Here is a 16,592-nt window from a genome sequence, read left to right as displayed (position 1 = left end):
CTTGCGCGACCGGCCGCGGTTCAGCCCCGCTCGCGCAGCCGCGCCGTGTAGTCGACGGCCCCCGCCTGCACGGCGGCGTGCACGGCGCGGGCGACGCGCGCCCCCCACGTCGAACGCGGCCCCGCGAACGGTTCCTCACCGCCGGACCCTGTCACCACGGGCGCGGCCACGCAGATCGCGTCCGACGCGGTGCCGGTGCAGGAGTAGCCCGCCTCCAGCAGGGCCTGCGTCTTGGCCTCGGTGGCGGTGACGACCGCGTTGACCAGGGCGGCGTCGCCCAGCGGCACGGGCACCGCGACCACGATGTTGATCGTCCCGGGGACGGTCCCGTCCAGGTGGACGGGCGCCAGTTCGGGGTCGGCGGCGTCGGCGGGCGCGGCCGCCCACGTCGGGACGCGCAGCCCCACCGTCGCGGACACCGCCACGCCCTCGTCCTCGGCCTGGACGGTGCGGCCGACGGGTGCCGCGGTCATCATGGCGACGCCGCGCCCCCGCAACCCGTAGGCGTCCGCCAGCTCACGCAGGTGCGCCTGCGGATCCAGACGCGCGTACCCGCCGGGCACCTGCGCGTTGAGCACCCACCTGACCGGCCCGATCCCGCCGCCGAGGAGCGCCGAGGAGATCGCCCGCAGGCCCGGCCCCGTCCGCCACACCGTCGCCGCCAGGCGCGCGCCGTCCTCCTCCCGCCAGTGCGTCTCCAGCCTCATCGGTCCTCACCGGAGGAACGCTCCAGGGACAGCACGGGACGGCCGTCCGGGCCCCGTGCGACGTGCACCCGGGCACCGAAGTGCGCGCCGACCGTCTCGCCGGTGAGCACCTCGCCGGGCGGGCCGGACGCCGCGACCCGGCCGTCCGACAGCAGCACCAGCGCGTCGGCGTACTGCCCGGCCAGCGTCAGGTCGTGGATCGTGGTGAGCACGGTCAGCCCGTCGTCCAGCCGCAGCCGCTCCACCAGGTCCATCACCTGCTGCTGGTGGCCGATGTCCAGCGCGGTCGTCGGCTCGTCCAGCAGCAGCACCGGCGCCTGCTGGGCCAGCGCCCGCGCCAGCACCACCCGCTGCCGCTCCCCGCCCGACAACCGGTCCAGGGGACGCGCCGCCAGGCCGGTCAGGTCGAGCCGTTCCAGCACCTGCCCCGCCACCGCCCGGTCGCGGGCGCTCTCGCGGCCCAGGTGCGGGATGTAGGGGGAGCGGCCCAGCAGCGTGTAGTCGAACACCGTCATCCCCGGCGGCAGGTTCGGGTTCTGCGGCGCGTAGGCCACCAGACGGGCGCGGCGGCGCGGCTTGAGCGACCACGGGTCCGCGCCGGCGACGTTCACCGTGCCGCCGCGCGGCCGCGCCAGTCCCAGCACCGCCCGCAGCAGCGTGGACTTGCCCGCGCCGTTCGGACCGATGATCGCCGTCCACGCCCCGGCGGGCACCTCCAGCGACACGCCCCGCAGCACGGGCCGCCCCTCCAGGTCGACGTCCAGGTCGCGCACCGAGACGCTCACGTGTCCGCCCGCCCGCGGACGGCGCGCAGCACCAGCACGAAGAACGGGCCGCCGACGAACGCGGTGACCACGCCGAGCGGAAGCTCGCCCGGCGCCACGATCGTGCGGCCCACCAGGTCGGCGACGGTCAGGAACGCCGCGCCGCCCAGCAGCGACAGCGGCAGCACGATCCGGTACGAGCCGCCCGCCAGCCGCCGCACCACGTGTGGCACCACGACGCCGACGAACCCGACCAGCCCGCTGACCGCCACCGCGCACGCGGTGGCCAGCGACGCGGCGGCCAGCACGGTCAGCCGCACCCGCGCCGCCGACAGCCCCAGCGAGGCGGCCTCCTCGTCGCCGACGCTCAGCACGTCCAGCAGCCGCCCGTGCAGCAGCAGCGTCACCACCGCCACCGCCGCGTACGGCGCGATCATCGCCAGGGTCGGCCAGTCGGCCAGCCCCAGCCCGCCCAGGATCCACGAGTAGATCCGCTGCAGCTCCTCCGCCTTGGCCTGCTGCAGGAACGCCTGCACCGACGCCAGGAACGACGACACCGCCACGCCCGCCAGCACCAGCGTCGCGGTGCCGGACCCGCCGCCGCGTCCGGCCGTGCTGCCCAGCCCGTACGCCAGCGCGACCCCGCCGACCGCCCCGGCGAACGACGCCAGCGGCACCGCCAGCGTCGGCCGGTCCGACAGCACGACGATCACCAGCGTGGCGCCGACGCCCGCCCCGGCCGCGGCGCCCAGCAGGTACGGGTCGGCCAGCGGGTTGCGGAACACGCCCTGGTAGCCCGCCCCGGCGACGGCCAGCAGCCCGCCCACCACCGCGCCCAGCAGCACCCGGGGCAGCCGCAGCTCGAACAGCACGTTCTGGTCGACGGCGGCCAGCCCCGACTCGACGTGCACGAACGGCAGCCGGTCGGCCAGCGCCTTCAGCACCCCGGCGACCGGCAGGCCGGCGGGCCCGATGAGCAGCGCGGCCAGCATCGCCGCCAGCAGCACCAGCACGGTCACCGCCAGCGGCACGGGACGCAGCCGCGCCGCCTCCTGCGTCCTCACCGAAGCGACGGCTTCACTGCGCCGCCGACGACTTCTGCACGGCGTCCCCGATGGCCTTCACGAACTCCGGCAGCCGCGGACCCCAGCGGGAGGCGATGGAGTCGTCCAGCTCCACGACGTTCTTGCGCTTCACCGCACCCAGCCCGGCCCAGCCGGGACGCTCGCCCACCGTGGCGGCGCTCTGCCCGCAGCACTTGGTGTCGGCCAGGAACACCAGGTCGGGGTCGCTCTTGAGCAGGTGCTCGCGCGACAGCTGCGGGTAGGCGCCCGCCGACGACTGCGCGTCGTCGGCGATGTTGCGCAGGCCGAACAGCCCGTACACCTGCCCGACGAACGTCTTGGACGTCACCGTGTGCAACTGCTCGTCCAGCTCGTGGTAGTAGGTGAGCGGCTCGCCGCCGGGGGCGGCGGCCTTCTTGGCGGAGTCCACCGTCTGCTGGATCCGGCGGCGCATGTCGTCGGTGAGCCTGCGGGCCTGCTCGGCGCGGCCGGTGGCCGTGCCCAGGTCCATGATCTCGTCGTAGGCGTCCTCGATGCGGGTGGCGGCGGGCTCCAGCAGCACCGGCACCTTCACCTTCTCCAGCGCCTTGACGATGCCGTCCATGTCGTCCGACAGCACCACCAGGTCGGGCTTGTACCCGATGATGGCCTCGGCGTTCGGCTTGAACCCCGACAGCTTGGTCTTCGGCGCGTTCGCCGGGTGGTCGGAGTACTCGTCGGCCGCCACCACCTGCGGGCCCGCCCCGATGGCGAACAGCGTCTCGGTGTGCGTGGGCGACAGCGACACGATCCGCTTGGGCACGCCGGGCAGCGTGACGGTGCCGTTGGCCGCCTGGACGGTGATCGCGGCGCCGTCCCCGCCGTCCCGGCCGGACGATGTGTCGTCGTTCGCGCCGCCGCACGCCGCGGTCAGCGTCAGCGTGACGGTCAGGGCGGCCGCGCCCAGGGCACGTAGCGGTCTCAACGGAGCCTCCAGGGGGGCGGAAGGGCCGCCCGCGACGGGCCGCCCTTCCGCGAGGGTCGACGTCATCCGCGCGCGGGAGGCGACCTGGCTCGGCCGTGCGGGGCACGGCCATCACAGTTGCGGGACAGCGCCGGAATCACACCGGACTTCGCTCCGTCGCGCGCTCGACCGGTCACGTTATCAGCCGTTCGTCCGCTTCCGGCAACGGACGTCCGTCCCTGGGCTATCGTCGGCCCCGCGAACGTGATCGACGACGGGTGGGGAGTGCTCGTGGCTGGGGAACAGGACGGGCGACAGGGTGTCGCGCTGGTCACCGGGGCGTCGCGCGGGCTGGGCGCCGTCATCGCGCGGCGGCTGGCGGCCGACGGGTGGGCCGTGGCGGTCTGCTACCGGTCCGGCGCCGAGCAGGCCCGGCGGGTGGTCGGGGACATCCGTGCGGCGGGCGGCGCCGCCGAGGCGTTCGCCGCCGACGTCACCGACGAGGCCGAGGTGTCCGGCCTGGTGGAACGGGTCGCCGAACGCCTGGGCCCGGTGGAGGTGCTGGTCGTCAACGCCACCGGCCCCCAGCCGGAGGTCGCCGTGGAGGACCTCACCTGGGAGGCCCACCTGGACCAGCTGCGGTTCTTCGTCAAGAGCCCGACTCTGCTGCTGCAGGCGGTGCTGCCCGGCATGAAGGAGCGGGGACGCGGCCGGGTCATCCAGATCGGCTCGGACATGTTCGAACGCGCGCTGCCCGGCATGTCCGCCTACGTCGCCGCCAAGGGCGCGCAGATCGGGCTGACCCGGTCGTGGGCGCGCGAGCTCGGCCGCCACGGCATCACCGTCAACCTCGTGGCGCCCGGCTGGATCCCCGTCGAGCGGCACGCCGACGTCCCCGCCGAGGACCGCGCCGCCTACACCGCCGAGGTGCCCCTCGGCCGCATGGGCGACCCCGAGGACGTCGCCGCCGCCGTCTGCTTCCTGGCCTCCGAGGCGTCCGGCTTCATCACCGGCGAGCGCGTCACCGTCAACGGCGGCCACACCATCGACTAGCCCCGCGAGTCACGGCCGGAAGGCGGGCAGGGTCGGGTCGTTCATCCCGTCGACGGGGGAGATGGTCGTGGACCGGGACGCCTCGTCCAGGCGGGCGGCGGCCTCGGCGGGCAGGTCCAGCGCCAGGCCGTCCAGGTTGCCGCGCATCTGCTCCACGCTGCGCGGCCCCACGATGACCGACGTGACACCGGGCCGGCCCCGCACCCAGGCCAACGCCACCGCCGCGGGCGCCGACCGCCGCGACCTGGCCATGCCGGACCTGCTGGCCCTGCTCACCGCCGCCTGCCTGGCCGCCGAACGCGGCCAGTGGGACGAGGCGACGCGCACCCGCACGCTGTCGTTCATGTTCGACGGCTTCCGCCCCCGCTGATCATCGGCGGCCGCTGCGGACGACGGCGGCCGGCCCACCGGGGATCGCGGCGGTGAGCCGGCCGCCGTCGCGGCGAAGGCGGACCCTACGGGCGCGAGGCGCCGGGGTCAGCAGGCGGGGGCCACCGGGTTGTCGGAGCCGGTGTAGACGTAGGCGTCGGCGATGTACCCGGCGCCGACCTTGTTCCAGATGTCGCTGGTGCCGTACGTGCCGGTGACCGAGGTGCCGCGCCGGTAGCAGGAGATGAACACCGTCCCGCCGTCGGGCACCGAGCCGATCGACGAGCCGCTGGTGCTCGCGCTGGACCGGACGGTCAGCGCGATGCCGGAGGTGTTGACCGTGCCGGACGGGCCGATGCAGGTGTTGCGGCTGGTGTAGTTGGCCGTGCCCCAGTAGGTGATCTGCGACCCGTTGAACTTGATCTTCTGGTCGACGCCGTTGAGGCGCTGCTCGAAGTGCAGGTGCGGGCCGGTGGAGCCGCCGGTGGTGCCCACGGTGCCGATCTGCTGCCCGGCCGCCACGCTCTGCCCGACCGTGACGAACTCGCCGGACAGGTGCGCGTACCGGGTGCGCCAGCCGCCCCCGTGGTCCAGTTCGATCCACAGCCCGTAGCTGGTGCTGCCGGTGTTCTCCACGCGGGCGACGGTGCCCGCCGCCGATGCGGTGACCGCGTCGCCCTCGTCGTTGGTGCGGTTGAAGTCCACGGAGTTGGCCGGGCTGTGGTTGGTGCGGGTCTGCCCCGACCACACCTGCCCGCAGGGGAACGGCATCTGGAACGCGGGCGCGGCCATCGCCGGGGTGGCGGGCAGCAGGGCCAGGACGGGGGCGGCGGCGAGCAGGACGGCGGTCGAGCGTGCGGGCACTCTCATGGGACGGCTCCGTTTCCTCGTCGGACGGGGGCGACTACGTCAGCAGGCGGGGGCCACCGGGTTGTCGGACCCGGTGTAGAGGTAGACGTCGGGAACGAAGTGGCCTGGGCCGATGCGGTTCCACAGATCGCTGGTGCCGTACGTGCCGGTGACCGTCTGACCCCGGACGTGGCACTCGACGACGACGTTGGCGTAGTTGGCCGCCAGCCCCACGATGCCGGCGGAGGTGCTGGCGGACGACCGCACGTTCAGGGGCGTGCCGTTGGTGCGGACGACGCCCTTGGGGCCGCTGCCCGTCCACAGGTACGTGACGTTCACCCAGGAGTTGTCGGTGAGCCGCAGCCCGTCCCAGAAGGTGCCGTCGGCCAGGTCGATGCCCGCGGGGTTGGCGACCGTCCTGCCGAACTCGTCCTTGCCGCCGTTGTAGCCGTCCTGGTAGGCGGCCTGGGCCTCGGGCTTGCCCTGGGGCAGGTTCGTCCACATCTGCCGGACGGACGACGGGTTCCAGTAGTCGTCGCGTGTGTTCCAGGGGCCGACGTCCCACACGGGCGCGTACTCGCAACGCGAACCCGACGTCGTGCACACGCGCACCGAGTACTCGCCGGCGTTGTTGGCCGACAGCCCCCGGCGGGACGGCAGCGCGACGAAGTGGTCCCTGGTGGTGATGACGTGGCCGTTGGCCGTCGTGCCGCCGACCAGGCCCTCGCGGGTGGCGTAGATCCGGTACGTCTGCGCGGCGGCGGCCGCGACCCGGCGCTGCGCGACCTGCTCGCCGGTGAGCCGCACCGACGACACCGCCGGGGAGGCGCCGCCGGGGGCGGTGGACAGCACCACCCGCACCTGGATCCGCTTGGACGAGGCGGGCAGCACCTGCCCGGCGGGATGCCACTCGGTCCACGCGGTGCCGCCCAGGTGCGCCCGCACCTCGACGGTTCCGGCGCCCGACACCTGCGCGCTCACCCGGTTGACCGGTTCCGGCAGGTCCTTGGGGGCGAGAAGGAGCTGGCCCGAGGCGACGGCACCGTCCAGGGCGGCGGGTCCGGTGCGGTTGTCGCGGAGACGGAGGGCGTGACCGTCGTGACGGACGTTGACATCATCGCTGTCGATGACCGACAGGTCCGGTGTCCAGGCGGTGTCCGCTTCCGCGGTGGCGGGCAGGGCGACGAGGGACGCGACGACTCCGAGAGCCACGGTTCCCTTACGGATCAGCGGGAGCATGACCAAGAGAGTGAGCGCGAGTGATCGTCTCGGCAAGCGTGAAAGATTTACGAAAGCAACCTTCGTATTTCGGCTACCGTGCACCCGCTCCAGCTAGGAACGTTCCTAAACGCCGGCCCACCCGGCACGGCGGCCCCGACTTTCACCGACCGGCGCGCCCTGCTTAACCGCGCCGCGCCCACCCGTTCACCCACCACCCCGGACCGCCTCCCAGGATCAACGCACGTGATATCCCTCCGCAGGAAAGGCAGGGGTGGCGTATTCGTCATGCGTCAGATCGATGGCGTGAGCGGGAATTACGGCCGCCCGTCCTCGTCGAGGCCGCCGACCGGGGATCGTCCAGATCGACGGAGACCGCGAGAGCTACCACGCCGCACCCGTAAACAATCGTTTATTGAAGCGCCGGTGCCGACCGGCTCACCTCCCGGGTCTCGCCCTGTGCGCACCGGGCGTCTTGAGTGGTGACCAGTCTGGTGCGTTTGGCGGCGGGGCGACGGGGGTCGTGTTGATGATGTCGGTATGGCGAGGCGTGGGTGGGCGCGGGGTTGACGGTGGCGGCGGTCACCGGGCTCGGCGTCTACTTCGCGACCGTCGGGCTGGAGGAAGCCGACAAGCTTGGCAGCGTGGTCGGAGGGCTGGCGGCTGTGGCGGGCCTGTCGCTCACTGTTTACGGGCTGATGGCGGGTTCGGGCGGCGGAGGGCGGCGGGTGCGCCAGACCGCCCGCGCCTTCGGGGGCACCACGCGGCTGCGTCACGCCGCCCTGGCGGCCGCCGGCCGCCGCATCATCGAGGTCGACACCTTCACCGAGCAGGAGGCCCGCTCCTACCTGACGGCCAAGCTCGCCGACCGCGCCGCCAACACCGCCCAAGCAGACGCGCTCGCCCGCGAGCTGGGATATCTGCCGCTGGCGCTGGCGCTGGCGCAGGCCGCGACCTACATCCTCAACGCCGACCTCGACTGCGCCGCCTACCGGCGGCTGCTGGGCACCCGGCTGCTGCACCGCGTCCTGCCCGACCAGCAGGACCTGCCCGACGATCACGGCGGATCGTCGCGGCCACCTGGGAGCTGTCCATCGCCCAGGCCGACCGGGCCCAACCGGCCGGACTGGCCCGGCCGGTGCTGTCCCTGGCCAGCGTCCTGGACCCCGCCGGCATCCCCCAAGCCGTGCTGACCAGCCCACCCGCACTGCAGTACCTGACCGGCCAGCTGGCCGAGGCCTCCCCGGATCGCGGGATGGACACCGAGGCAGTGGATGCGACAGCCGTGGATGAGGCCCTGCGGGCGCTGCACCGGCACAGCCTGATCGACCACGACCGCACCGCAACCCACCATGAGATCCGGGTGCACCAGCTGGTGCAGCGCGCCACCCGCGACACCCTGGCCACCCACCCCGACACCGGCCCCGACCAGATGGCCGCGCTCGCCAACACCACCGCCGACGCGCTACTGGCCGTGTGGCCCGAAGTGGAACGCGACCAGCTCGGCCAGATCCTGCGCGCCAACACCACCGCCCTGCACAACGCCACCGGCGCCGCCCTTCACACCCCCGCAACCGGCGCCCACCGCGTACTGTTGCGGGCCGCCAACAGCCTCGGCGAAACCGGCCAGGTAGCCGCCGCCATCACCGCCTGCCGCAGCGTCCAGCGGGTCAGCGGGCGCAGGGCACCCCGTCCGGACGGCCCACCGGCGGCCCCGGAGGTGGCATGGCCTCGCTGTCGGCCGAGCAGCAGAAGGCGTTCCAAGCGTGCGCCTCACTGCGTCCCTCGCCGCCGGACGGGCGGCGCGGAAACGGCGGGCCGCCGGACGGCGAGGTGTCGGCGGCCTTCCGCGACTGCATGTCCAAGAACGGCGCCGAGGTGGCCGAGGGGACCCGTGTGGCGGACGTGAAGACGACCGACCCCAAGGTGGCCAAGGCCCTGGAGACCTGCCGTCCGCTGCTCCCGCAGCGCGGCGGCGGATCACCCTCGCCGACCCCGGCGGCGTCCTAGGCGGCCCGGCGAGCCGGGGGACGGGCGGGCCGCCTGGTCAGGCGGCCGCCGTGGCGCGGCGGCCGTGCCGCAGGCCGTGCAGGGCCGCGACGACGGCGGTGAATCCCGCGCCGATCGCCGCGAGCACGAAGCACAGCACGTACCCGTGCAGGCTCGGCACCGACGTGCCCCGGATCACGTTGCCGGTGAGCACCGAGGCGGTCACCGCGCTGGCCGTGCTGCCCCCGGCCGTCCGGACCAGCGAGTTGATGCCGCTGGCGATGCCGCTCTGGTGCATCGGGACGTGCTGCACGGCCAGGGTGCCGAGCGCCGCGTACGCGATGCCGAATCCGATGCCCTGGACGGCGCTGAACACCAGCATGTCGGCCACCGAGTCGTTGAACAGGGCCAGCCACACGTAGCTGAGCGCGGCGAACACCGAGCCGATCGCCAGCGTGTACGCGGCGCCGAGCCGGGCCTCGAACCGCCCGGCCAGCGCCGAGAAGATCAGCATGGTGAAGGTGCTGGGCAGCATGTACAGGCCGACGTCCAGCACCGAGCCGCTCAGCCCGTAGCCCACCCGCTCCTCGGGCGTCTGCACGAAGTTGGACACCAGCGTGAACGCGGCGAACATCGAGAAGCCGAGCACCAGCGAGGCCAGGTTCGCCGACAGCGACCTGGGGCCGACCAGCAGGTTCAGCCGCACCAGCGGCTCGCGGACGGTCAGCTCGACCGCCACCCACGCCGCGCACAGCACCGCGGCCGCGATGAACAGGCCGACGACCCGGCCCGAGCCCCAGCCCCAGGAGTTGCCCTGGCTGATGCCGAGCAGCAGGCAGACCAGCCAGGAACCGAGCATGAGGGCGCCGAGGACGTCGGGCCTGCCGCCCGTGCGTCCGCCCACGGCCGGGGCGCACACCGCGACCAGCACCAGCGCGCCCGCGCCGAGCGCGGCCGCCGTCCAGAACACCGGGTGGTGGCTGGTGGTGTGGTCGGCGATCACACCGGTGAACAGCATGCCGATGGTGCCGCCCACGCCCATCGTCGCGCTGACGATCCCGATGGCGGTGGTGACCCGGTCGGCCGGGAAGGCGTCCCGGATCGTGCCGATGGCCAGCGGGATCAGCGCCGCCGAGGCGCCCTGCAGCGCCCGCCCGGCGATGAGCACGCCGAGCGAGGTCGACAGTGCGCACACCACCGACCCGGCGACCAGCAGCCCCAGCGTCACCATGATCATCTTTTTCTTGCCGTACATGTCGCCGAACCGCGACAGCAGCGGGGTGGCGACCGCCCCGGCCAGCAACGACACCGTGAACACCCACGTCACCGCCGACACCGACACCTGGAAGGAGTTCATCAGCCGGGGCAGCAGCGGCAGCACCAGCGTCTGCTGCACGGAGACGGCCATCCCCGCGACGGCCAGCGCCAGCAGGGTGAGCGCGGCCGGTGCGCGCGCCGTCCCCGCCTCCGCGTGATCGGTGAGCTTGACCGGTCCGGTCCCCTTGGTACCGGTGCCTGACATGAGACCTCCTGCCGGATGGCATAGAGCGCCGGGGTGGGCGCGGTCGAACCGCGGGCGCGATACAACTTGCTTAAGTTAAGCAAATAATTCATAGGATGGGAGGCATGTCCACGCAACGGCCCGTACAAGCCGTCGACCCCGCCCGGCCCGCCCCGTGCGCCGGGGTGCCTCCGGTGCCGGCCGACGTGATGGAGATCGAGCGCGCGCTGGCCCGGATCTCTTACCTGCTCAATCGCAGCCGCCAGCACGGCCGGGTGATGGCCGAGGCCGGGGTGCCGGTCGACCGCGCCGCCGTCCCGGTCCTGCGGCTGCTGTCCGACACCGAGCCGCTGCGCCTCGGCGAGGTGGCCGGCCGGCTGGCGGTCGAGCCCTCGCACGTCACCCGCCAGGTGCAGCGGCTGGTCAAGGTGGGGTACGTGGAACGCCTGCCCGACCCCGACGACCACCGCGCCTTCCGCGTCGGGCTGACCGCGCGGGGACGCGACGCGGCCGACCGCATCCGCCAGGTGGGATGGCAGTGGATGCACGACGCGCTCGCCGAATGGCCGCCGCCGCAGCGCGAGCAGCTCGCCGTCCTGTTCAACCGCATGGTCGACGACTTCCTCGCGCACGCCGAGCACCGTCAGATGCCCTGCTCCGAGGGCCCGGGCTGAGCCCATCCGCGGGCCCGGCCGGCGACCGGCACGCCGCGTACGGCCCGTTGTACGACATCCACACCCAGGACACCTCCCGGGCCTGCACGGTCCACCGCCCCGCGGGCGCCGGAGACGTGCGGGTCCTGTGCGCCGGCATCCTCAAGGACCTGCTGCCGCTGCCGGTCGACCGGGCCGGCCGGGTGATCGGGCCGCCCACGTCGGGACGGTCCGGGATCGGCGCGCTGCCGACCGTCCTTTTCCGCCGGCCGCCTTCCTCTGCCGACCGCCTTCCTTCGCCGGTCGTCCTCCTCTGCTGGCCGTCCTCCTTTGCCGGCCGTCCTCCTCTGTCGGCTGACCGGCGGAACCGGTCCCTTCCGCGCCTCCGACGGCCCTCGCCTCTGTCCGCCTCCGTCCGGCTGGGCCCGGCAGCTTGTTTCCGTGATGGAAAGTCGCGAGTTGACAAGATGGAAACTGTCGGCGAGAGTTTCCGGTATGGAAACTCATGGGAGCCCTCCGTCCCCCGCCGAGGCCGCCGCCGCGCTGCGCGCCGCCGAGCAGGCCCGTGCCGCCGGGACCGCGCCGATCCCCGCCTGGTTCTTCCCCGCGGTCGGACTGCTGGTGGCCGCCGGCATGGCGAGCGTCATGCTCCCCGGCCCGGCCGCCGTCGCCGTGCTGGTCGTGGTGGTCGCGGGCCTGCTGGCGGTCAACCTGCTCTACAGCCGCCGGGTCGACGGCGCCGGGATCGAGCCGCGCAGGCTCACCGCGCGCCAGGGCGCGGCGCTGGGCGCGCCCCTCCCCGTGGCGGTGCTGGCCTGCGAGCTGCTGGACGACCGGTGGAGCGGCGTCTGGGCGGTCGCCGGCGTGGTCCTGGCCTGCTGGGCGATCGGCTACGGGCGCCGGCACGCCCGGCGCGTCCGGACGGCGAAATGACCGGCGGCGACGGGTTCGACGCCACCATCCACGCGCCCAACCGGCTGCGCATCTGCGCGCTGCTTGACCCTGCGGAACGGGTGGAGTTCGGTGTCGTCCGCGACCGCCTGGGGGTCAGCGCCTCGGTGCTGAGCAAGCACGTCGCCGTCCTCATGGACGCGGGCTACGTGGAGCAGACCAAGGCCGTGCGCGACACCCGCCAGCGGGTGTGGCTCTCGCTGACCCCCGCCGGCCGCGCCGCGTATCGCGCGCACGTCGCGGCACTGCGCGCCATCGTGGGAGAAGGCGACGCGGCCGTTCGCTGAGTCCCGGGTTTCCCGGCCGCGGCAAGGGGCAGGCTGCTGGCTGGACCGGCCGCCTCTCGGCATCGGCGGCGGTCGAGGCGGGGCCGTGAACGAGGAACGCAGGGACGACGACACGCGCGCGACGGGGGCACGGCAGGTGCCCCCGTCGCTGGTCACGGCCGCCGGCTACGGCTGGCGGCTGATCGTCCTCGCGGCCGTGGTCTACGGGCTGGTCTGGATCTGCACCAGGCTCACCATCGTGGTGCTTCCGATCATCGTGGCGCTGCTGCTGTGCGCGCTGCTGCACCCGGTCACGGCGTGGCTGTCGCGGCGGGGGCTGCCGCCGCTGGCCGCCACCTGGATCACCCTGCTGCTGTCGCTGGTCGTGCTCGGCGGGGTCGGCACCTACATCGTCATCGAGGCGAACGCGCAGTTCCCCCGGCTGGCCACCGAGGTGCAGCAGACCGGCCGGGAGGTGCAGAGCTGGCTGGTCAACGGGCCGCTGCACCTGAAGACCTCGCAGCTGCAGCGGTACGTGGACGAGGGCGTGAAGTACCTGGAGGCGCGCCGCGGCAAGCTGGCCAGCACCGCGGTCGAGGCCGGGCGGATGACCGTCGAGTTCCTCGTCGCCTTCATCTTCATGCTGTTCGTCCTGTTCTTCCTGCTCAAGGACGGCCGCCAGATCTGGGACTGGCTGATCGGCGGGCTCGGCTCCTACCGCACGCGCGTGGACCGCGCGGGCCACGCGGCCTGGCGGACGCTGTCGCAGTACGTCCACGGCACCGTCACGGTGGCCGCCATCCACGCGGTGGTGCTGGCGATCGTGCTGACGGTGCTGGGCGTGCCGCTGGTCGCCCCGCTCGCCGTGATCATCTTCCTGGGCAGCTTCATCCCCATCATCGGCATCCTGGTGAGCGGCACGCTCGCCGTCGCCGTCACCTTCAGCGCCAAGGGACTGTGGGCGGCGCTGATCTTCCTCGGCATCCTGCTCGTCGAGCAGCAGATCGAGGGTCACCTGCTGCAGCCGCTGGTGGTCGGCCGCTGGGTGCGGCTGCACCCGCTGGCGATCATCGTGTCGCTCACCGTCGGCGGCGTCCTCGCCGGGATCCCCGGCGCCGCCCTGGCCGTGCCCCTGGCCGCCGTCATCTACCGCGCCTGGCCCGCGCTGCGCGCCTCACCCGAATCCGGCACCGCCGACACGGCCCCGGCGGACTCCGCCCCCGCGAGACCCGCCGCGGAACCCACCCCCGCCGACCCGCCCCGCGCCGGCGCGGCCCCCGCCGACCCGGCCGGCGCCGACCCGGCCCCTTCCGACGCGGCGAGCGAGGGCCGCTCCCGGGATGATCCGCCGGAGCGCGGCGGTTGACCCTTGTCGTCACGGGTGGGGCCGGTTCGGGAGGTGGGGCTGTGTCGTCCGAGGCCGCGTGCACGGAGGGTCCGGCGGGAGGCGTCCAGGGGCGGCGTCGCGCGTGGACGGCCGGCCGGGCGGCGGCGGCCGCGGTGCCGGTGGCGTTCGTCCCGATCTGGAGCAGCGGCTACATCGTCGGGACCATCGGCGCGCACGCCGGGCCGACGCTGGCCTTGGTCGCGTGGCGGTTCGTCCTGGCGGCCGCGGTGCTGGGCGTGATCGCCGTGGCGACGCGGGCGCCCTGGCCGCGCGGCCGCGCCGTGTACGCGCACCTGCTGGTCAGCGGGGTGCTGCTGCAGACCGTCCAGCTCGGCGGGGTGTTCCTCGGCCTCGGGCACGGCGTCCCGGCGGGCCTGTCGTCGCTGATCCTCAGCGCGTGCCCCCTGGTGGTCGCCGCCGCGGCGGTGCCGCTGTTCGCCGAACGGCTGACCGCGCGGCAGTGGGCCGGACTGGTGGTCGGCCTGCTCGGCGTGCTGGTCGCGGTGAGCGGACGGCTGTCGGGCGGCGGCGAGCTGACCGGGTACGCCTTCACCGGCCTCGCGCTGGTCGGCCTGGCGGTCGGCACGCTCTACCAGAAGCGGTTCGGCCACTCGGTGGACCTGCGCACCGGCACGACCGTGCAGCTGCTGGGCGCCGCGGTCACCTGCCTGCCGCTGGCCGCCGCGTACGGCGGGCTGGACCTGCCGATGACGGCGGCCGCGCTGGGCTCGCTGGCGTGGCTGGCGACGGTCAACTCGATCGTCGCGCTGCTCCTGCTGTTCGTCCTGCTGCGGCGCAGCTCCGGCGGGGCGGCGACGAGCCTGCTCTACCTCGTCCCGCCCGTGACCGCGCTGCTGGCCGTGCCGATCCTCGGCCAGGACGTCACCGCCGGCGTCGCCGCCGGGATGGCCGTGTCCGCCGTCGGCGTCCTGCTGGTCACCGTCGGCGAACGCCGCCCGGCGGGCTGACCGCCACTGGCCCGGCGCGGCGCCCGGCTCACTCAGCGCGACGCCGTGGCCAGGCGCTGCGGCAGCATCGCGGTACGGCCGGTGACCTGGGCCAGCACGGCCTGGACCGCCTCGGCGGCGTCGGCCGGGTACGTGTCGGTCCGCCAGGCGACGAAGCCGTCCGGACGGGCCAGCAGCGCGCCCCGGGCGCCGATCCCGACGTCCTCGTGCCACGTTCCGGACGGGTCGGCCAGGTCCGCCGAGCCGACCCGGTGAACGTTGACCGGCACGCCGACCCGGGCGGCGGCGGCCGGCGCGGCCTCCGTCCAGCCGGGCGCGGCCGGGCCCGCGAACAGGGTGAACCGGGAGCCGATCAGGTCCAGGGTGGAGGCGTCGGCGCCGTTCAGCCGCAGCCACCGGTGCGGGATCCGCGAACCGGGCGTGCCGTCGAGCAGACCGGTGATGTCCTCCAGCGACGGCAGGTCCCGGCTGCCGCCGACGACCGCCGACGACGCGTACCGGTACCCCAGGTGCACGACGGGTGCGCTGGCCGCGCCCGCCGCCGCCCGTTCGGCGACCGCGTTGGGGTTCCAGTGCAGTTTCGGGTTGTGGTGCCGCAGCAGCGCCTGCTCCATGGTGAACACGGCGACGGGACGGCGCTCGGCGTCGTAGCTGTCCAGCAGCGTGGCGCCGGCCTGGTCCCGCAGGACGGCGGCCAGCTTCCACGCCAGGTTGTGCGCGTCGGCGATACCGGAGTTCAGCCCGAACGCGCCCTGCGGCGGGACGGTGTGCGCCGCGTCCCCCACCAGGAACACGCGGCCGTCCTGGAAGCGGCGCGCCACGCGGGCGGTCGGCCGCCACGGCAGCGCGTTGAGCACCTCGACGTCCAGGTCCGGCACCCCGACCGCGGTGCGGATCAGCGACCGGCAGCGCTCCTCGTCGTACCCCTCCCCGTCGCCGACGATCACGTGCAGCGCCCACCGCCGCTGGCCGTCGAGCGTGGCCAGGCGGCCCGCGGCGTCCGGATGCGTGATGTCGGTCAGCACCGGCACGTGCGGGACGACGGCCGACAGGTCGGCGCGGAAGAGGATGTTCAGCGTGCGGCGGCCGACCTGTCCGGGGCCGTCGGAGCCGATGCCGAGCAGCCCGCGCACCGTGCTGCCCACACCGTCGGCGGCCACCAGGTAGTCGGCGCGGACCCGCCGCTCGCCCGCCGGGCCGCACACGGTCGCCGTCACCCCGTCGGCGTCCTGCCGCAGGCCGGTCAGCTCCGTGCCGAACGTCACCGTCGCGCCGCGTTCGGCCGCCGCGGGCAGCAGCACCGCGTCCAGGTGGTCCTGCGGGCAGCTGCCGGGGACCGGCGCGGGCGTCAGCAGGTCGGACGGCCCGCCCGCGGCCAGCATGGGATGCGTCTCCGGCACGGTGAACTCGCCGGGTGCGGTCCGCAGCTCGGCGAGCGTGCGGACGGTGCGCCGCCAGATCCGGTCGGCGGGCACGAAGCACTCCTTCTCCACGGCCTGCTGCAGGCCGACCTCGCGCATCAGCTCCAGCGTGCGTCCGCTGAGCCCGGTGGCGCGCGGATGGTCCGACAGTCCCTCGCGCCGTTCCACCACCAGCGCGCGGACCCCGTGATGGCCGAGGAACACGGCCATGGCCAGCCCCACCGTGCCCCCGCCCGCGATCAGAACCGGCACCTGCGTCTCGCCCATGATGTCCCCCTTCGACTACGCACAGCGTATGTTCGATTACATAAAGCGACATCCTGGGATAGTCCATCAGCTGGTCGTGGTGCGGTCCGCCCGCGTGCCCGCGGCGGCGGGCGGTCTCCTCACCGCGGGCAGGTCCCCCCTCGCGTGGCGGAGACGCATGTTCATCCGGCCGACGGGAGACAGCGCGCACCGTCCCGGCGAAGGATGTGACGCACGGAAAGC

At 74.1% G+C, this 16,592-nt stretch carries 18 protein-coding genes and 1 pseudogene; 10 read left to right on the top strand and 9 right to left on the bottom strand.

Translation table 11 applies throughout. The features are described 5' to 3' along the window. Window positions 1-20: 20 nt before the first annotated feature. The 4 genes from ABD811_RS03695 to ABD811_RS03680 all read right to left on the bottom strand — a co-directional run bounded on the left by ABD811_RS03695 (window position 21) and on the right by ABD811_RS03680 (window position 3,499). Window positions 21-707, bottom strand: a complete 687-nt coding sequence (locus tag ABD811_RS03695; RefSeq protein ID WP_344940643.1) for an adenosylcobinamide amidohydrolase — start codon at window positions 705-707, stop codon at window positions 21-23. Further along, window positions 704-1,492 carry an ABC transporter ATP-binding protein gene (locus ABD811_RS03690; RefSeq protein WP_344940641.1) on the bottom strand — a complete coding sequence of 263 codons (789 nt, stop codon included), beginning with the start codon at window positions 1,490-1,492 and terminating at the stop codon, window positions 704-706. Before ABD811_RS03690 ends, ABD811_RS03695 begins: the two co-directional genes overlap by 4 nt. Continuing rightward, window positions 1,489-2,463 (bottom strand): FecCD family ABC transporter permease, encoded by a 975-nt coding sequence (locus ABD811_RS03685; RefSeq protein WP_425549363.1) that lies wholly within the window; start codon window positions 2,461-2,463, stop codon window positions 1,489-1,491. The genes ABD811_RS03690 and ABD811_RS03685 overlap by 4 nt, the downstream gene beginning before the upstream one ends. 85 nt (window positions 2,464-2,548) lie before the next feature. Then, window positions 2,549-3,499 carry an ABC transporter substrate-binding protein gene (locus ABD811_RS03680; RefSeq protein WP_344940635.1) on the bottom strand — a complete coding sequence of 317 codons (951 nt, stop codon included), beginning with the start codon at window positions 3,497-3,499 and terminating at the stop codon, window positions 2,549-2,551. Between the two features lie 270 nt (window positions 3,500-3,769). Between ABD811_RS03680 and ABD811_RS03675 the strand changes: the two genes are divergently transcribed. Beyond that, on the top strand, window positions 3,770-4,531 hold the full coding sequence (locus tag ABD811_RS03675) for an SDR family NAD(P)-dependent oxidoreductase (protein WP_344940632.1): 762 nt from the start codon (window positions 3,770-3,772) through the stop codon (window positions 4,529-4,531). Between the two features lie 9 nt (window positions 4,532-4,540). On the opposite strand, the gene ABD811_RS03670 is transcribed toward ABD811_RS03675, so the two are convergent. Continuing rightward, on the bottom strand, window positions 4,541-4,783 hold the full coding sequence (locus ABD811_RS03670; protein WP_344940629.1) for an aldo/keto reductase: 243 nt from the start codon (window positions 4,781-4,783) through the stop codon (window positions 4,541-4,543). Here ABD811_RS03670 and ABD811_RS03665 point away from each other — a divergent pair. Further along, entirely contained in the window at window positions 4,713-4,901 is a 189-nt protein-coding gene (locus tag ABD811_RS03665; RefSeq protein WP_344940626.1) for an SbtR family transcriptional regulator, read from the top strand. The two genes, ABD811_RS03670 and ABD811_RS03665, sit on opposite strands and share 71 nt — an antisense overlap. 107 nt (window positions 4,902-5,008) lie before the next feature. Here ABD811_RS03665 and ABD811_RS03660 read toward each other — a convergent pair whose 3' ends face one another. Both ABD811_RS03660 and ABD811_RS03655 read right to left on the bottom strand, forming a co-directional pair. Continuing rightward, window positions 5,009-5,770, bottom strand: coding sequence for a peptidoglycan DD-metalloendopeptidase family protein (locus ABD811_RS03660; protein WP_344940623.1), 762 nt, complete (start codon window positions 5,768-5,770; stop codon window positions 5,009-5,011). A gap of 39 nt (window positions 5,771-5,809) precedes the next feature. After that, window positions 5,810-6,988 carry a hypothetical protein gene (locus tag ABD811_RS03655; protein WP_344940620.1) on the bottom strand — a complete coding sequence of 393 codons (1,179 nt, stop codon included), beginning with the start codon at window positions 6,986-6,988 and terminating at the stop codon, window positions 5,810-5,812. Window positions 6,989-7,521: 533 nt separating this feature from the next. On the opposite strand from ABD811_RS03655, the gene ABD811_RS03650 reads away from it, so the two are divergent. The 3 genes and pseudogenes from ABD811_RS03650 (at window position 7,522) to ABD811_RS03645 (ending at window position 8,977) form a co-directional block, all read left to right on the top strand. Further along, entirely contained in the window at window positions 7,522-8,160 is a 639-nt protein-coding gene (locus tag ABD811_RS03650; RefSeq protein WP_344940617.1) for a hypothetical protein, read from the top strand. Continuing rightward, a pseudogene (locus tag ABD811_RS44140) lies at window positions 8,106-8,315 on the top strand (hypothetical protein); the annotation flags it as partial. The gene ABD811_RS03650 and the pseudogene ABD811_RS44140, both read left to right, overlap by 55 nt. A gap of 377 nt (window positions 8,316-8,692) precedes the next feature. After that, the gene (locus ABD811_RS03645) at window positions 8,693-8,977 is read left to right on the top strand and encodes a hypothetical protein (protein ID WP_344940614.1); all 285 of its coding nucleotides are present in this window, start codon (window positions 8,693-8,695) and stop codon (window positions 8,975-8,977) included. Between the two features lie 37 nt (window positions 8,978-9,014). Here the strand turns inward: ABD811_RS03645 and ABD811_RS03640 are convergent, their stop codons facing one another. Further along, window positions 9,015-10,478 carry an MFS transporter gene (locus ABD811_RS03640; RefSeq protein WP_344940611.1) on the bottom strand — a complete coding sequence of 488 codons (1,464 nt, stop codon included), beginning with the start codon at window positions 10,476-10,478 and terminating at the stop codon, window positions 9,015-9,017. 104 nt (window positions 10,479-10,582) lie between these two features. On the opposite strand from ABD811_RS03640, the gene ABD811_RS03635 reads away from it, so the two are divergent. The 5 genes from ABD811_RS03635 (at window position 10,583) to ABD811_RS03615 (ending at window position 14,682) form a co-directional block, all read left to right on the top strand. Beyond that, window positions 10,583-11,131 carry a MarR family winged helix-turn-helix transcriptional regulator gene (locus ABD811_RS03635; RefSeq protein ID WP_344940608.1) on the top strand — a complete coding sequence of 183 codons (549 nt, stop codon included), beginning with the start codon at window positions 10,583-10,585 and terminating at the stop codon, window positions 11,129-11,131. A 474-nt stretch (window positions 11,132-11,605) separates the two neighbouring features. Further along, entirely contained in the window at window positions 11,606-12,043 is a 438-nt protein-coding gene (locus tag ABD811_RS03630; RefSeq protein WP_344940605.1) for a hypothetical protein, read from the top strand. Then, a complete protein-coding gene (locus ABD811_RS03625; RefSeq protein WP_344940602.1) occupies window positions 12,040-12,348 on the top strand; it encodes a transcriptional regulator in 309 nt (102 codons plus the stop codon). Before ABD811_RS03630 ends, ABD811_RS03625 begins: the two co-directional genes overlap by 4 nt. A gap of 85 nt (window positions 12,349-12,433) precedes the next feature. Then, window positions 12,434-13,693: an AI-2E family transporter gene (locus ABD811_RS03620; RefSeq protein ID WP_344940599.1), complete on the top strand. Its 1,260-nt coding sequence runs from the start codon at window positions 12,434-12,436 to the stop codon at window positions 13,691-13,693. Between the two features lie 41 nt (window positions 13,694-13,734). After that, window positions 13,735-14,682, top strand: a complete 948-nt coding sequence (locus ABD811_RS03615) for a DMT family transporter (RefSeq protein WP_344940596.1) — start codon at window positions 13,735-13,737, stop codon at window positions 14,680-14,682. A 32-nt stretch (window positions 14,683-14,714) separates the two neighbouring features. Here the strand turns inward: ABD811_RS03615 and ABD811_RS03610 are convergent, their stop codons facing one another. Continuing rightward, window positions 14,715-16,370, bottom strand: a complete 1,656-nt coding sequence (locus ABD811_RS03610) for an FAD-dependent monooxygenase (RefSeq protein ID WP_344940593.1) — start codon at window positions 16,368-16,370, stop codon at window positions 14,715-14,717. Window positions 16,371-16,592: the final 222 nt, after the last annotated feature.

The sequence above is a fragment of the Actinomadura miaoliensis genome (assembly GCF_039536785.1).
GTDB lineage: Bacteria > Actinomycetota > Actinomycetes > Streptosporangiales > Streptosporangiaceae > Spirillospora > Spirillospora miaoliensis.
The sequence above is the reverse complement of the archived record's forward strand: the minus strand, read 5'-3'. Positions and strand labels throughout refer to the sequence as shown.

What these genes read in the sequence shown, in the direction of transcription:
- ABD811_RS03695 (WP_344940643.1), bottom strand. Translation starts at nt 707, where the DNA reads ATGAGGCTGGAGACGCACTGGCGGGAGGAGGACGGCGCGCGCCTGGCG.
- ABD811_RS03685 (WP_425549363.1), bottom strand. Translation starts at nt 2,463, where the DNA reads ATGCTGGCCGCGCTGCTCATCGGGCCCGCCGGCCTGCCGGTCGCCGGG.
- ABD811_RS03670 (WP_344940629.1), bottom strand. Translation starts at nt 4,783, where the DNA reads ATGGCCAGGTCGCGGCGGTCGGCGCCCGCGGCGGTGGCGTTGGCCTGG.
- ABD811_RS03660 (WP_344940623.1), bottom strand. Translation starts at nt 5,770, where the DNA reads ATGAGAGTGCCCGCACGCTCGACCGCCGTCCTGCTCGCCGCCGCCCCC.
- ABD811_RS03655 (WP_344940620.1), bottom strand. Translation starts at nt 6,988, where the DNA reads ATGCTCCCGCTGATCCGTAAGGGAACCGTGGCTCTCGGAGTCGTCGCG.
- ABD811_RS03645 (WP_344940614.1), top strand. Translation starts at nt 8,693, where the DNA reads ATGGCCTCGCTGTCGGCCGAGCAGCAGAAGGCGTTCCAAGCGTGCGCC.
- ABD811_RS03640 (WP_344940611.1), bottom strand. Translation starts at nt 10,478, where the DNA reads ATGTCAGGCACCGGTACCAAGGGGACCGGACCGGTCAAGCTCACCGAT.
- ABD811_RS03635 (WP_344940608.1), top strand. Translation starts at nt 10,583, where the DNA reads ATGTCCACGCAACGGCCCGTACAAGCCGTCGACCCCGCCCGGCCCGCC.
- ABD811_RS03630 (WP_344940605.1), top strand. Translation starts at nt 11,606, where the DNA reads ATGGAAACTCATGGGAGCCCTCCGTCCCCCGCCGAGGCCGCCGCCGCG.
- ABD811_RS03625 (WP_344940602.1), top strand. Translation starts at nt 12,040, where the DNA reads ATGACCGGCGGCGACGGGTTCGACGCCACCATCCACGCGCCCAACCGG.
- ABD811_RS03610 (WP_344940593.1), bottom strand. Translation starts at nt 16,370, where the DNA reads ATGGGCGAGACGCAGGTGCCGGTTCTGATCGCGGGCGGGGGCACGGTG.